Annotated in this window: 14 protein-coding genes; 6 read left to right on the top strand and 8 right to left on the bottom strand. The window is 53.7% G+C overall.

Going from position 1 to position 13,972, the window contains the following annotated elements:
- Positions 1-80: 80 nt before the first annotated feature.
- Positions 81-1,421 (top strand): MFS transporter, encoded by a 1,341-nt coding sequence (locus tag I6L53_RS22045; RefSeq protein ID WP_042323282.1) that lies wholly within the window; start codon positions 81-83, stop codon positions 1,419-1,421.
- 45 nt (positions 1,422-1,466) lie between these two features.
- Complete coding sequence (trmL, locus tag I6L53_RS22050) at positions 1,467-1,943, top strand: tRNA (uridine(34)/cytosine(34)/5-carboxymethylaminomethyluridine(34)-2'-O)-methyltransferase TrmL (RefSeq protein WP_042323285.1); 477 nt, start codon at positions 1,467-1,469, stop codon at positions 1,941-1,943.
- A gap of 78 nt (positions 1,944-2,021) precedes the next feature.
- Here trmL and cysE read toward each other — a convergent pair whose 3' ends face one another.
- The 5 genes from cysE to I6L53_RS22075 all read right to left on the bottom strand — a co-directional run bounded on the left by cysE (position 2,022) and on the right by I6L53_RS22075 (position 5,231).
- Positions 2,022-2,843, bottom strand: coding sequence for a serine O-acetyltransferase (gene cysE, locus I6L53_RS22055; RefSeq protein ID WP_022646641.1), 822 nt, complete (start codon positions 2,841-2,843; stop codon positions 2,022-2,024).
- 79 nt (positions 2,844-2,922) lie between these two features.
- Complete coding sequence (gpsA, locus tag I6L53_RS22060) at positions 2,923-3,942, bottom strand: NAD(P)H-dependent glycerol-3-phosphate dehydrogenase (RefSeq protein WP_042323287.1); 1,020 nt, start codon at positions 3,940-3,942, stop codon at positions 2,923-2,925.
- Positions 3,942-4,409 carry a protein-export chaperone SecB gene (secB, locus tag I6L53_RS22065; protein WP_042323288.1) on the bottom strand — a complete coding sequence of 156 codons (468 nt, stop codon included), beginning with the start codon at positions 4,407-4,409 and terminating at the stop codon, positions 3,942-3,944. Before secB ends, gpsA begins: the two co-directional genes overlap by 1 nt.
- A 62-nt stretch (positions 4,410-4,471) precedes the next feature.
- Positions 4,472-4,723 (bottom strand): glutaredoxin 3, encoded by a 252-nt coding sequence (gene grxC, locus I6L53_RS22070; protein WP_012908148.1) that lies wholly within the window; start codon positions 4,721-4,723, stop codon positions 4,472-4,474.
- A 76-nt stretch (positions 4,724-4,799) separates the two neighbouring features.
- Entirely contained in the window at positions 4,800-5,231 is a 432-nt protein-coding gene (locus I6L53_RS22075; RefSeq protein WP_042323292.1) for a rhodanese-like domain-containing protein, read from the bottom strand.
- A 246-nt stretch (positions 5,232-5,477) separates the two neighbouring features.
- On the opposite strand from I6L53_RS22075, the gene gpmM reads away from it, so the two are divergent.
- From gpmM to I6L53_RS22090, 3 genes are read left to right on the top strand one after another with little or no spacing between them, the layout of a single operon-like run.
- The gene (gene gpmM, locus I6L53_RS22080) at positions 5,478-7,022 is read left to right on the top strand and encodes a 2,3-bisphosphoglycerate-independent phosphoglycerate mutase (protein ID WP_042323294.1); all 1,545 of its coding nucleotides are present in this window, start codon (positions 5,478-5,480) and stop codon (positions 7,020-7,022) included.
- 9 nt (positions 7,023-7,031) lie between these two features.
- Positions 7,032-8,315: a murein hydrolase activator EnvC gene (envC, locus tag I6L53_RS22085; protein ID WP_042323295.1), complete on the top strand. Its 1,284-nt coding sequence runs from the start codon at positions 7,032-7,034 to the stop codon at positions 8,313-8,315.
- 3 nt (positions 8,316-8,318) lie between these two features.
- Positions 8,319-9,278: a divergent polysaccharide deacetylase family protein gene (locus tag I6L53_RS22090; protein ID WP_042323297.1), complete on the top strand. Its 960-nt coding sequence runs from the start codon at positions 8,319-8,321 to the stop codon at positions 9,276-9,278.
- On the opposite strand, the gene I6L53_RS22095 is transcribed toward I6L53_RS22090, so the two are convergent.
- The 3 genes from I6L53_RS22095 to kbl form a co-directional block, all read right to left on the bottom strand.
- A complete protein-coding gene (locus I6L53_RS22095) occupies positions 9,265-10,299 on the bottom strand; it encodes a glycosyltransferase (protein WP_042323299.1) in 1,035 nt (344 codons plus the stop codon). The two genes, I6L53_RS22090 and I6L53_RS22095, sit on opposite strands and share 14 nt — an antisense overlap.
- A 236-nt stretch (positions 10,300-10,535) precedes the next feature.
- Positions 10,536-11,561, bottom strand: a complete 1,026-nt coding sequence (gene tdh / locus I6L53_RS22100) for an L-threonine 3-dehydrogenase (protein ID WP_042323301.1) — start codon at positions 11,559-11,561, stop codon at positions 10,536-10,538.
- A gap of 9 nt (positions 11,562-11,570) precedes the next feature.
- Positions 11,571-12,767 carry a glycine C-acetyltransferase gene (gene kbl, locus I6L53_RS22105; protein WP_042323303.1) on the bottom strand — a complete coding sequence of 399 codons (1,197 nt, stop codon included), beginning with the start codon at positions 12,765-12,767 and terminating at the stop codon, positions 11,571-11,573.
- A gap of 214 nt (positions 12,768-12,981) precedes the next feature.
- On the opposite strand from kbl, the gene rfaD reads away from it, so the two are divergent.
- The gene (rfaD, locus tag I6L53_RS22110; RefSeq protein ID WP_042323305.1) at positions 12,982-13,962 is read left to right on the top strand and encodes an ADP-glyceromanno-heptose 6-epimerase; all 981 of its coding nucleotides are present in this window, start codon (positions 12,982-12,984) and stop codon (positions 13,960-13,962) included.
- Positions 13,963-13,972: the final 10 nt, after the last annotated feature.

Here is a 13,972-nt window from a genome sequence, read left to right on the forward strand (position 1 = left end):
TATTCCACTGTCAAATGTATAGACAAGCTAATACAAGGGCAACATACGCAACATCGATAATCATAACGGGCGGGGGCGACATGATTTATACCGGAAAAGTGAATATCCAGCAGGCGATCGATGACAGTCCTTTTTCACGCTTTCACTGGGTCATTATTGTGCTGGGTTTTCTCATTCTGGCCATTGACGGCTTCGATACGGCGGCCATGGGCTATATTGCCCCCACGCTCTCAACCGACTGGGGCATCAGGAAGCAGGATCTGGGGCCGGTATTAAGTGCTGCGCTATTAGGACTCTCACTCGGCGCCCTGTTGGCCGGGCCGATTTCGGATCGGATGGGCCGTAAGCGCGTGCTGGTCTTTTCCTGCCTGTTCTTTGGTCTCGCCAGTCTGGGAACCGCCTGGGCTCAGACGCTGAATATGTTAACGTTCTGGCGGTTTCTCACCGGGCTCGGGCTGGGTGCCGCGATGCCTAACGCCATCACTCTGGTTTCTGAATTTGCGCCTAAGCGCTGCCGCTCAATGGCTATTAACACCATGTACTGCGGCTTTCCTCTTGGCGCAGCGGGAGGTGGCGTGATCTCTTCCTGGCTCATTCCAAACTATGGCTGGCATAGCGTACTGCTTGCCGGTGCGATCGCACCGCTGGTGCTCAGCGTGCTGTTAGTGCTGTTCCTGCCTGAGTCGGTGAAATATCTCGTTCACCGTGGTAAAGAGATTTCACACGTCAAGCGTATTGCCCAACGTTTTATGTCGGGGAATCTGGAGCAGGTTACCCATTTTTATCTGGATGAAGAACGCGTCGCGACCCAAAAAGGGAGCGTGGCGCAACTCTTCAGCATGCCATGGCTGCCGGGCACACTGATGCTCTGGATGACCTACTTTATGGGGCTGGTTATCTATTATGTCCTTCTCAGTTGGATGCCAACATTGATGCTGGGAATGGGTTATCCACTGGCGGAATCCGCCTGGCTGACGTCGTTGTTCACTTTTGGCGGTACGGCGGGGATCCTGCTGGCCGGTTGGTTGATGGACCGCTGGGAAGCGCACAAAGTGGTTTCGCTCGGCTTTGTCCTGACGATGCTGTTTGCCCTCGCTCTCGGGTTTGAGCATAACGACATCATCCTGTTTGGTGCATTAATCTTCCTGATGGGGATTACCATGAACGGCGCACAGTCTGGACTCCAGACGCTGGCTGCCACGTTTTATCCTACCCACTGCCGCGCGACAGGCATTGCCTGGATGCAGGGTGTAGGCCGCTTTGGCGGTGTTGCCGGAACCATGATGAGCGCCCAGTTGCTTTCCCTGCAATGGCAGGCTGACAGTATACTGATGTTCCTCAGCCTTCCAGCGCTGGTCGCGGCTGCCGCGACGATTTATAAGCTGCAACGCTATAAACCACACCGTCTGACCGTCGCATAGTCCCCGCCATTTCTGCTATTCTGCCCCCGTTATTAAGGGGGCAGTATGCTTAACATCGTTTTATTTGAACCAGAAATCCCGCCAAACACGGGCAACATTATTCGTCTTTGTGCCAATACCGGTTTTCGTCTGCATATCATTGAGCCGATGGGCTTTACCTGGGACGACAAACGCCTGCGCCGCGCCGGTCTGGATTATCACGAGTTCGCTGCCGTCCAGCGCCATCACGATTATGACGCCTTTGTCGCCGCAGAAAATCCCCAGCGCCTGTTTGCCCTCACCACGAAAGGGACGCCTGCGCACAGCGCGGTGAGCTTTCAGGATGGCGATTACCTGATGTTTGGTCCGGAAACGCGCGGCCTGCCAGCCAGCATTCTCGATGCCCTGCCCGCTGAACAAAAAATCCGGATTCCAATGATGCCGGACAGTCGCAGTATGAACCTGTCAAATGCGGTGTCGGTGGTGGTATATGAGGCGTGGCGCCAGTTGGGATATCCTGGCGCAGTCTTGCGCACACTTTGAATTGTCGGATGGAGGCTGTCGCCTTATCCGACCTGGGGTTTTGTAGGCCCGGTAAGCACAGCGCCACCGGGCAAGAGGTCAGATACCGTCCCCATACTCGAAAGTATGGTGTATCCCGTTGAAGTGCTGATCCATATCCATTGACGGCTTATCGCTGTCTGGCTTGCCGACAATGCGCGCCGGGACGCCAGCGGCGGTGGTGTGCGGCGGAACGGGCTGCAACACGACGGAACCGGCACCGATTTTCGCCCCACGCCCGACTTCGATATTGCCGAGGATCTTCGCCCCCGCACCAATCATCACGCCTTCACGAATTTTGGGATGGCGATCGCCGCTGGTTTTACCGGTACCGCCGAGGGTGACCGATTGCAGGATCGACACGTCATCTTCGATCACCGCCGTCTCACCGACCACGATACCGGTGGCATGGTCGAGCATGATCCCGCGACCAATTTTCGCCGCTGGGTGAATATCCACCTGGAACGTCACGGAGACCTGGTTTTGCAGGAAGATTGCCAGTGCGCGGCGGCCTTCATTCCATAGCCAGTGACCAATGCGATAGGCCTGCAAGGCATGAAAACCTTTCAGGTACAAAAGCGGCGTGGAGTATTTATCGACCGCCGGGTCACGCGTACGGACAGCCTGAATATCACAGGCTGCAGAGGCGATCATTTCCGGGTCTGCCGCGTACGCTTCTTCAACCACTTCACGAATCGCGATGGCGGGCATAATCGGCGATGCCAGTTTGTTCGCCAGCATATAGCTCAGCGCACTGCCCAGATTCTCATGCTTGAGTAGCGTTGCGTGGTAAAAACTGGCCAGCATGGGCTCACAGTCTGCCAGAGCGCGAGCTTCGGCTTTTATATTGTTCCAGACGATATCCAGTTCTTCACACGGCATTGCGGGCTCCAGGTAATGAGGCTAACGACCAGCCCGTTCTTCGCGGGCCGGGTCATTTTTAAAAAACGGATCCTTGAGACTAGTGGCTGCTACGCTCATCCTTGCGTGCACGACCTAATAACGTCAATGCTGCCTCGCGCGCGTTTTTTCCGCAATATAATACTTGATAAATTTCCTCGGTTATTGGCATTTCGACACCAAAACGATGTGCCAACTCGCGAACTTCTTTCGTATTGCGGTAGCCTTCAACCACCTGTCCAATCTTGTCCTGCGCGCCTTGTACATCCATGCCCTGACCGAGCATCATGCCAAAACGGCGGTTTCGTGACTGGTTGTCGGTGCAGGTCAGCACCAGATCGCCTAACCCGGCCATTCCCATAAAGGTTGCCGGATCGGCCCCCAGAGCCGCGCCCAGACGTGACATCTCGGCCAGACCGCGAGTAATCAGTGCGGTACGAGCATTCGCGCCAAAACCAATGCCGTCAGACATCCCTGCGCCAATCGCAATCACGTTCTTCACCGCGCCGCCTAACTGGACGCCGATGAAATCCGGGTTGCTGTAGACACGGAAACTCTTGCCACAGTGCAGCAGTTGCTGCAAATCGTCAGCAAAGGCGTCGTCAGTGGACGCCAGAGAGATGGCCGTCGGCATTCCTGCCGCCAGTTCTTTCGCGAACGTCGGGCCGGAAATCACCGCCAGCGGGATTTGATCGCCCAGCGCTTCACGGGCAACGTCCTGCAACAGTCGCCCTGTCTCCGCTTCCAGCCCTTTGGTTGCCCATACCAGACGCGCGTCAGGACGCAGCAGCGGTTTAATCTGGCGCAGCACTTCGCCAAAGACATGACTTGGCACCACCACCAGAATATCTCGACTGGCCGCCAGTGCTGTGGCTAAGTCACTTTCGAGGCGCAGCGTATCAGGGAAAGGCACATCCGGGAGGAACGCGACATTGCAGCGATCGTGCTCAAGGGTCGCGATATGTTTAGGGTCGTGGCCCCACAGGACAACCTGGTGGCCATTTCTTGCCAGGGTGATGGCAAGAGCGGTGCCGTACGAGCCGGCACCGATCACAGTCATTGAAGCATTACTTTGATTCATCAGGCATCCTGATGTTCTTCAGTACCTTCGCCAGACTGCTGCTGTAAATAGTTCATGAACAGCGCATCAAAGTTAACCGGCGCAAGGTTCAGTTGCGGGAATGTACCGCGTGAAACCAGGCTGGTGATGCATTCGCGGGCATACGGGAACAGAATGTTCGGGCAGTATGCGCCCAGGCAATGCGCCATCTGAGTGCCTTCGATTCCGCTGATAGAGAAGATACCGCCTTGCTGAACTTCGCACAGGAACGCCGTTTCTTCACCCAGGGAAGCCGTTACGGTAACACGCAGCACCACTTCGTATACGTCATCTGCCAGTTGGGTTGATGCCGTATCCAGATCAAGTTTAACCTCTGGCTGCCAATCTTTCTGGAAAACATGCGGCGCATTTGGCGCTTCAAAAGAGACATCTTTGGTGTAAATACGCTGGATCTGGAAAGCCATTTCGGTGTTGTTTTGTTCTGACATGTGTAGAAAACCCTTTAGTGTTGTCCTTAAATACCGCTTGATGCCAATAACATGGCTCAGCGTTAGCTCAGCAGGGGATCAAGTCCACCACGCGCATCCAACGCATACAAGTCGTCACAGCCACCAATGTGCTGTGCATCAATAAAAATCTGCGGAACCGTCGTACGGCCACTGCGTTTGATCATCTCTTCACGCTTCACGGCATCACCGTCGATCGGAAGTTCCTGGAAGCTCACACCCTTGCTGTTCAACAGCGCTTTCGCACGATGGCAAAACGGGCAGGTTGCTTTGGTGTAGATCTCGATGTTGGCCATACTTATCTCCAATTTCATTTTACCCGGGAGATTTCATATTGCAGGCAGCCCTGCGCTGTGAAAGACGACGGGTAAATTATTTCCCGCGAACCAGGGGCAGGTTCTCACCGCTCCAGCCCGCAACGCCTTCTTTCAGCACTGACACTTTCTCAAAGCCCGCTTTGAGCAGCGCGTTTGCCGCTTCCTGGCACTGCATGCCGGAACTATCAACCACGATAACCGGTTTGTCTTTGTGCTTTTCCAGCTCGCCCACGTTGTTCGCTTTGATTTCGCTCGGCAGCAGGTTAATGGAACCCGCGATATGGCCTTTGCGGAAATCGTCACGCTGACGTAAATCCACAATAACGGCGTCTTCTTTGTTGATAAGACGCGTAGCTTCGCCGCGAGTGATAACCTTAACTTTCGACGTCAGGCCCTTAAACGTGGTGAACAAAACCGCCACCAGTAACGCAATCCAGGCGATACTCAGTATGGGATGGCGACTAACAAATTGCATAATTTCTTGCATGGGGGGTAACAACTCCCGACTCAGTGATTAAAAAAACCAGGACAGGAGTATACCTGCGCGTTGGCGCAAATACAGCCAGCGCGTGCAATGGATTGCATTTTTGCGGGGCACTACGGAAAAAAAAGTGCAAATCCCTGCCATCCAGGAACCACCCTGTCCCATTCTTTGATCTTCTGAGGCTATTTTATCGATTCAGCTGTAGTAAAATTACGCAATTATTTTGTCTCTTGAGTGTGAGGTTTCGCAATGTCGGTTTCTAAAAAACCTATGGTACTGGTGATTCTGGATGGCTATGGCTACCGTGAAGACAGCCAGGACAACGCCATTTTTAATGCTAAAACCCCGGTAATGGATGCGCTGTGGGCAAAACGTCCGCATACCCTGATCGATGCTTCCGGTCTGGAAGTGGGCCTGCCCGATCGTCAGATGGGTAACTCCGAAGTCGGTCACGTTAACCTGGGCGCGGGCCGCATCGTGTATCAGGACCTGACTCGTCTGGACGTTGAAATTAAAGAACGTACTTTTTTTGCGAATCCAACGCTGACCGCAGCGGTTGACCAGGCAAAAAACACCGGTAAAGCCGTGCACATTATGGGTCTGCTCTCTGCCGGTGGTGTCCACAGCCACGAAGATCACATCATGGCGATGGTGGAACTGGCAGCAGAACGTGGCGCAGAAAAAATCTATCTGCACGCTTTCCTCGATGGTCGCGATACGCCGCCGCGCAGCGCAGAGTCTTCCCTGAAAAAATTCGAAGAGAAATTTGCCGCACTGGGTAAAGGTCGCGTCGCCTCTATCGTGGGTCGTTACTACGCCATGGACCGTGACAACCGTTGGGACCGCGTGGAAAAAGCGTATGACCTGATGACGCTGGCGCAGGGTGAATTCCAGGCCAATACCGCCGTTGAAGGTTTACAGGCTGCCTACGCTCGCGATGAAAACGATGAATTCGTGAAAGCGACCGTGATCCGCGCGGAAGGTCAGGCTGATGCCGCGATGGAAGACGGCGATACCCTGATTTTCATGAACTTCCGTGCTGACCGCGCGCGTGAAATCACCCGTGCCTTTGTTAACGCTGACTTCGACGGCTTCGCGCGTAAGAAAGTGGTTAACCTGAATTTCGTCATGCTGACCGAGTACGCTGCCGACATCAAAACGGCCGTTGCCTATCCCCCGGCCTCGCTGGCGAACACGTTTGGCGAGTGGATGGCGAAGAACGACAAAACCCAGTTGCGTATCTCCGAAACTGAAAAATATGCGCACGTCACCTTCTTCTTCAACGGCGGCGTCGAAGAACCATTCACTGGTGAAGACCGCATCCTGATCAACTCCCCGAAAGTGGCGACCTACGATCTGCAGCCGGAAATGAGCTCCGCAGAGCTGACCGAAAAACTGGTTGCGGCTATCGAGAGCGGGAAATACGACACCATCATCTGTAACTACCCGAACGGCGACATGGTCGGCCACACGGGAGTGATGGAAGCGGCTGTTAAAGCAGTTGAAGCGCTGGATCACTGTGTTGAGCAGGTGGCGAAAGCGGTTGAATCCGTTGGCGGTCAATTGCTGATCACCGCTGACCACGGCAACGCCGAGCAGATGCGCGATCCGGCAACCGGTCAGGCGCACACCGCACACACTAACCTGCCGGTTCCGCTGATTTATGTCGGCAACAAAAAGGTGAAAGCGGTAGAAGGCGGCAAACTTTCCGATATCGCCCCCACCATGTTGACGCTGATGGGCATGGAAATCCCGCAAGAGATGACTGGTAAGCCGCTGTTCATCGTGGAATAATCCTTCCCCATGAGGGGAAAGACGATAAACAGAAAAAATGGGGCCATGAAACCAAGACGGTTTTCAGTCAGGCCCCTGATTTACGCCAGCGTGGTGAGCGCTGGCGTATTGTTGTGCGCCTTTTCCGCCCACGCGGATGACCGCGATCAGCTTAAATCTATTCAGGCGGATATCGCCGCCAAAGAACGTGCTGTACGTCAACAACAGCAACAGCGTTCAGGCTTGCTTGCGCAACTGAAGGCGCAGGAAGAGGCCATCTCCGCCGCCGCGCGTCAGTTACGTGAAACACAAAACACCCTCGCGCAGTTGAACAAACAAATCGATGAAATGAATGCCTCTATCGCGAAGCTGGAACGGCAGAAAGCCAACCAGGAGCGCAGCCTCGCCGCGCAACTGGACGCGGCGTTTCGTCAGGGTGAACACACCGGCATTCAACTTATCCTGAGCGGTGAGGAGAGCCAGCGCGGTCAGCGTTTGCAGGCCTACTTCGGTTATCTGAACCAGGCACGCCAGGAGACGATCAACGAACTGAAGCAGACCCGCGAAGAGGTCGCCGCCCAGCGTGCTGAACTGGAAGAGAAACAGAGTCAGCAACAGACGCTGCTGTATGAACAACGCGCCCAGCAGGCGAAGCTTGAACAGGCGCGCAACGAACGTAAGAAAACCCTTGCCGGGCTGGAGTCCTCTATTCAGCAGGGCCAGCAACAACTCAGTGAACTACGCGCCAACGAATCCCGTTTGCGCAATAGCATTGCCCGAGCCGAGGCTGCCGCCAAAGCACGTGCCGAACGCGAAGCACGCGAGGCGGAAGCGGTACGTAATCGCCAGAAAGAGGCCACCCGCAAAGGCACCACTTACAAACCCACTGACAGTGAGAAATCGCTGATGTCGCGTACTGGCGGGCTGGGTTCGCCACGCGGTCAGGCATTCTGGCCGGTTCGTGGCCCCACGCTGCATCGCTATGGCGAACAACTGCAAGGTGAGCTACGTTGGAAAGGGATGGTTATCGGTGCGTCTGAAGGCACCGAAGTGAAAGCCATTGCCGATGGTCGTGTCATTCTGGCGGACTGGCTGCAAGGCTATGGACTGGTCGTCGTCGTTGAACACGGCAAGGGCGACATGAGTCTTTATGGCTACAACCAGAGCGCGCTGGTCAGCGTCGGTACACAGGTTCGCGCCGGTCAGCCTATTGCGCTGGTGGGTAGCAGCGGTGGTCAGGGTCGACCGTCGCTCTATTTTGAAATTCGTCGCCAGGGTCAGGCCGTCAATCCACAACCGTGGTTGGGAAGATAAGTTTTGCCTCAATTTCGCCGTACCGTTCTTTCATTCGCCAGCCTGCTGGCATTCGCATCCCCTGTTTTTGCTGGCAAACTCGCCATTGTCATTGACGATTTTGGCTATCGTCCGCATTACGAAAATCAGGTTCTGGCGATGCCGGCCCAGATCTCCGTTGCCGTTTTGCCGAACGCCCCCCATGCTCGCGAAATGGCGACCAAAGCGCACAACAGCGGTCATGAAGTGCTGATCCATCTGCCAATGGCGCCATTGAGTAAACAGCCGCTGGAAAAGGACACGCTACGCCCGGAGATGAGCAGCGACGAAATTGAACGAATTATTCGCGAGGCGGTGGATAAAGTGCCTTACGCGGTGGGGCTCAACAACCACATGGGCAGCGCAATGACCTCCAGCCTGTTTGGTATGCAGAAAGTGATGCAGGCGCTGGAACGCTACGATCTCTATTTCCTCGACAGCATGACCATCGGCAACAGCCAGGCGATGCGTGCCGCATCCGGGACCGGCGTGAAGGTGATTAAGCGGAAAGTGTTTCTCGATGACACGCAAAACGAAGCGGACATTCGCCGCCAGTTTAACCGCGCCATTGATCTGGCTCGTCGCAACGGTTCTGCCATCGCGATAGGCCATCCTCATCCATCGACTGTGCGCGTGTTACAGCAAATGGTGTATAACCTGCCAGCCGACATCACCCTTGTCCGTCCGGGCAGCCTGCTCAATGAGCCGCAGGTGGATACTTCCACGCCGAATCTGACGCCACCGAAAACTAACGACGCCCCGCGAAATCCATTCCGTGGCGTGAAATTGTGTAAACCGAAGAAACCATTAGAACCGGTCTACACCAGTCGATTCTTCAACGTGTTAAGCGAAAGCATCAGCCAGAGTACGCTGGTGAACTGGTTCCAGAATCAGTGGCAGGGTTGGGGGAAATCGCCCCGCGACAACACGACTAACCCAGGTTAAGCGCTTTACGCGCGGTACGATGGTGCGAGCGCGTTTTGTCGCGCCATTGGTATAATCGGACTGACCACAGTAACGTCTGATACGCAACCTTGGCACTGCGTACGTTCATCACCATCCGTTTATACATCCCTGAGGTAAAAATCTCGGCAATCATTCGCTGGCGCGTCAAAATATCCGGTTCTTTACGCACAGAATGACAAACACGCAATGCTTCATACGTTATTTGTTGATGAAATTCAGGATAGATCATAATCCGGTCGGCATAATTCCGATTCAACTTCTCTAATAAGCGGGTGATCTTAATGTAATGCCGCTGATAGTTCAGATTTTTATTACCCTGACGTTTCAGTCGGCTGACAGAATTATTATGCAGAAAATACTTATACAGGGATTCTTCAGTATAACGGGCACGCAGCGCGTTAAACATAAACTCTGTGGTCCACACAATATCCTGATGATGTAATCCAGGAATAAAGCGAATGTTATTCTTTTCAATAACCTCACGACGATAAACCCCCATCCACACCACGTGAGTCCAGCGGCGAGAAAAGAGCGCCATACGCAACCAGTCGGGACCGGTTAATACGCCGGTTGAGCGGATACGGTCAGTTGGAATAGATTGCCAGGTCACGCCGGTATCCCGCTCGCTCCAGTCGGCATTGCACTGCGCGACGTCCAGATCGTCTTCCAGCGCCATCGTCATTAGCGTTTCATACATGTGCGGATAGACGAGGTCATCGGCATCAACAAACGCGATATACTTGCCGGTCGCAATGTCCATCCCTCGGTTACGGGCAACCGATGCTCCAGCGTTCGCCTGGTGCAACAGTCGTACATGGGGATAGTTTTCGGCGTAATACTTTGCTATATCAACCGAATTGTCCGTTGACCCATCATTCACAATAATGATTTCCAGGGCAGTCCACGTTTGCGCGATGAGAGATTCCATGCAGGCTTTAAAATCATTACCCGCATTATATAATGGGATAATAACACTGAGTCTGTTTGTACTGTTCATCATAATAAATTACCGAATGCCTTTGAAGTTGTCTGCCTTTTTACAGCCTTTGTATTAAGAAACGATTAAGGCCGAAAATAATATTTGTAAAGGTTCCAGGAGACTTCAGCGTAGGGGCATCAGGTAAACAGCAATATAAGACTAAGACGCAATTACGAATTATTTATGACAATGACAATTCTTTACAGCTTTCCGGATATTCCTCAGGAAATAAGGCCGGATATTCCGGCCTTTTCTGATTAATTCCAGCTGAGAATGACTTTCCCGGACTGGCCTGAGCGCATTGCGTCAAAGCCTTTCTGGAACTCATCAATCGAGAAGCGGTGGGTGATAATGGGCGACAGATCCAGACCAGACTGTATCAGCGCAGCCATCTTATACCAGGTTTCGAACATCTCGCGACCGTAAATGCCTTTAATGAACAGTCCTTTAAAGATCACTTTCGTCCAGTCGATAGACATATCTGAGGGAGGAATACCCAGCATAGCAATCCTGCCACCGTGATTCATGGTGTCCAGCATCGCACGGAAGGCTGGCGGCGCACCGGACATCTCCAGACCGACATCAAACCCTTCGGTCATGCCCAGCTCTTCCATCACTTCGCTCAGGCTCTCTTTTGACACGTTGACCGCGCGGGTGATGCCCATCTTACGCGCCAGCTCAAGGCGATACTCATTAACGTCAGTGATCACCACGTTGCGTGCACCCACGTGCTTCGCCACCGCAGCCGCCATGATGCCAATCGGACCAGCCCCCGATACCAGTACGTCTTCGCCGACCAGATCGAACGACAGCGCCGTATGCACCGCATTGCCAAACGGGTCAAAGATGGAGGCCAGATCATCTGAGATATTGTCCGGAATTTTGAACGCGTTGAACGCCGGGATCACCAGATATTCTGCGAAACAGCCCGGACGGTTGACGCCCACCCCCGTGGTATTACGGCACAGATGCGTGCGTCCGCCACGACAGTTACGGCAGTGCCCGCAGGTAATGTGACCTTCGCCAGACACGCGGTCGCCGATCTTAAAGCCTTTCACTTCCTGACCGATACCAACCACTTCGCCAACGTACTCATGGCCGACAACCATAGGAACCGGGATGGTTTTTTGCGACCACTCATCCCAGTTATAGATGTGAACGTCAGTGCCGCAGATGGCTGTTTTACGGATTTTAATCAGCAGATCGTTGTGACCAACTTCCGGTTCCGGAACGTCGGTCATCCAGATGCCCTCTTCCGCTTTCAGTTTGGATAACGCTTTCATCTCACATCCTCAGGCAATAACGCCCAGTTGTTTACCAATGCGGGTGAAGGCTTCCACCGCGCGGGTGATTTGTTCCGGGGTGTGTGCCGCAGACATCTGAGTACGAATGCGTGCCTGACCTTTCGGAACAACCGGATAGAAGAATCCTGTGACGTAAATGCCCTCTTTTTGCAGCTCGCGGGCAAATTCTTGTGCAATCACCGCGTCACCCAGCATTACCGGGATAATCGCGTGATCGGCACCGGCCAGAGTGAACCCTGCAGCAGACATTTGCTCGCGGAACTGGCGCGCGTTTGCCCACAGGCGATCGCGCAATTCACCGCCAGACTCAACCATCTCCAGCACTTTGATGGAAGCAGCGACAATCGCCGGGGCCAGTGAGTTGGAGAACAGATAAGGGCGAGAGCGCTGACGCAACCACTCAACCACCTCTTTACGGGCAGCAGTGTAACCACCGGATGCGCCGCCAAGGGCTTTACCCAGCGTTCCGGTGATGATGTCTACACGACCCATCACATCGCAATATTCGTGGGAACCGCGGCCGTTCTCACCAACAAACCCCACGGCATGGGAGTCATCGACCATCACCAGCGCGTTGTATTTGTCTGCCAGATCGCACACGCCCTTCAGGTTGGCGATGACACCGTCCATTGAAAACACCCCGTCGGTGGCTATCAGCACATGACGAGCCCCGGCTTCGCGCGCTTCTTTCAGGCGGGCTTCCAGTTCCTGCATATCGTTGTTGGCATAGCGAAAGCGCTTCGCTTTGCACAGGCGCACGCCATCAATGATGGAGGCATGATTCAGCGCGTCAGAGATAATCGCATCTTCAGCACCCAACAGCGTTTCGAACAGACCGCCGTTGGCATCGAAACAGGAAGAGTAAAGAATGGCATCTTCCATGCCGAGGAACGCAGCCAGTTTTTGTTCCAGCTGTTTATGGCTGTCCTGGGTGCCACAGATAAAGCGCACCGACGCCATCCCAAACCCATGAGAGTCCATACCGGCTTTCGCTGCGGCAATCAGATCCGGATGGTTCGCCAGTCCCAGGTAGTTATTGGCGCAGAAGTTAATAACGTGGCTGCCGTCCGCCACGGTGATATCTGCCTGCTGAGCAGATGTGATAATGCGCTCTTCTTTAAACAATCCTTCCGCACGGGCGGTTTGCAGATCGTTAGTTAACTGTTTGTAAAAATCCCCACGCATTGCGATTCTCCAGACTGGGCAAATTTCAGCACATCTTACCTAACCCTGGACGCTGATACGAGATGACGCATTATCACTTCTTTAAAATGCAGGATAAATCACGCGTACCCACACGACCTTTCGGTGAATGGCTGAAGCCAACGCTATGTAGTGATATGATAAGAGTATTCGTGTCTGAGATTGTCTCTGACTCCATAATTCATAGGTTACAGTTATGATCATCGTTACCGGCGGCGCGGGCTTTATCGGCAGTAATATCGTTAAGTCCCTGAATGATAAAGGCATCACCGATATCCTGGTGGTGGACAACCTGAAAGACGGCACCAAGTTTGTTAACCTGGTGGATCTGAACATTGCCGACTATATGGATAAAGAAGATTTCTTAATCCAGATTATGGCGGGTGAAGAGTTCGGCGAGATCGAAGCGATTTTCCACGAAGGAGCCTGTTCTTCCACCACCGAGTGGGACGGCAAGTACATGATGGATAACAACTATCAGTACTCCAAAGAGCTGCTACATTACTGCCTGGAGCGTGAAATTCCGTTCCTGTATGCCTCTTCCGCGGCCACCTATGGCGGTCGTACTTCTGACTTCATCGAATCCCGCGAATATGAGAAACCGCTGAACGTCTACGGTTACTCAAAGTTCCTGTTTGACGAATACGTGCGTCAGATCCTGCCAGAAGCCAATTCACAGATCGTGGGCTTTCGTTACTTCAACGTCTACGGGCCGCGTGAAGGCCATAAAGGCAGCATGGCGAGCGTCGCATTCCATCTCAATACGCAGCTCAACAATGGTGAAACACCGAAGCTGTTTGAAGGTAGCGAAAACTTTAAACGCGACTTCGTCTACGTCGGCGACGTGGCGGACGTCAACCTGTGGTTCTGGGAAAATGGCGTCTCCGGTATCTTTAACCTGGGTACTGGCCGTGCAGAATCCTTCCAGGCCGTAGCCGATGCTGCTCTGGCGTACCATAAGAAAAGCGAGCTTGAGTACATCCCGTTCCCGGAAAAACTGAAAGGTCGCTACCAGGCATTTACACAGGCCGATCTGACCAACCTGCGCGCTGCGGGCTACGATAAGCCCTTCAAGACCGTTGCCGAAGGCGTAGCGGAATATATGGCCTGGCTAAACCGCGACAACGCGACAAATTCACAAAATCATTCTAGCGGTATCAAGGCGGCAACTAAGTGAATCTCCGGGA

This window comes from Citrobacter farmeri (assembly GCF_019048065.1).
GTDB classification, from domain to species: domain Bacteria; phylum Pseudomonadota; class Gammaproteobacteria; order Enterobacterales; family Enterobacteriaceae; genus Citrobacter_A; species Citrobacter_A farmeri.

Excerpts from the sequence above, each read along its gene's own strand:
- gpsA (WP_042323287.1), bottom strand. The coding sequence starts at position 3,942 with ATGAATCAAAGTAATGCTTCAATGACTGTGATCGGTGCCGGCTCGTAC.
- I6L53_RS22045 (WP_042323282.1), top strand. The coding sequence starts at position 81 with ATGATTTATACCGGAAAAGTGAATATCCAGCAGGCGATCGATGACAGT.
- grxC (WP_012908148.1), bottom strand. The coding sequence starts at position 4,723 with ATGGCCAACATCGAGATCTACACCAAAGCAACCTGCCCGTTTTGCCAT.
- trmL (WP_042323285.1), top strand. The coding sequence starts at position 1,467 with ATGCTTAACATCGTTTTATTTGAACCAGAAATCCCGCCAAACACGGGC.
- envC (WP_042323295.1), top strand. The coding sequence starts at position 7,032 with ATGAGGGGAAAGACGATAAACAGAAAAAATGGGGCCATGAAACCAAGA.
- tdh (WP_042323301.1), bottom strand. The coding sequence starts at position 11,561 with ATGAAAGCGTTATCCAAACTGAAAGCGGAAGAGGGCATCTGGATGACC.
- kbl (WP_042323303.1), bottom strand. The coding sequence starts at position 12,767 with ATGCGTGGGGATTTTTACAAACAGTTAACTAACGATCTGCAAACCGCC.
- rfaD (WP_042323305.1), top strand. The coding sequence starts at position 12,982 with ATGATCATCGTTACCGGCGGCGCGGGCTTTATCGGCAGTAATATCGTT.
- gpmM (WP_042323294.1), top strand. The coding sequence starts at position 5,478 with ATGTCGGTTTCTAAAAAACCTATGGTACTGGTGATTCTGGATGGCTAT.
- cysE (WP_022646641.1), bottom strand. The coding sequence starts at position 2,843 with ATGCCGTGTGAAGAACTGGATATCGTCTGGAACAATATAAAAGCCGAA.
- I6L53_RS22095 (WP_042323299.1), bottom strand. The coding sequence starts at position 10,299 with ATGATGAACAGTACAAACAGACTCAGTGTTATTATCCCATTATATAAT.
- I6L53_RS22075 (WP_042323292.1), bottom strand. The coding sequence starts at position 5,231 with ATGCAAGAAATTATGCAATTTGTTAGTCGCCATCCCATACTGAGTATC.
- secB (WP_042323288.1), bottom strand. The coding sequence starts at position 4,409 with ATGTCAGAACAAAACAACACCGAAATGGCTTTCCAGATCCAGCGTATT.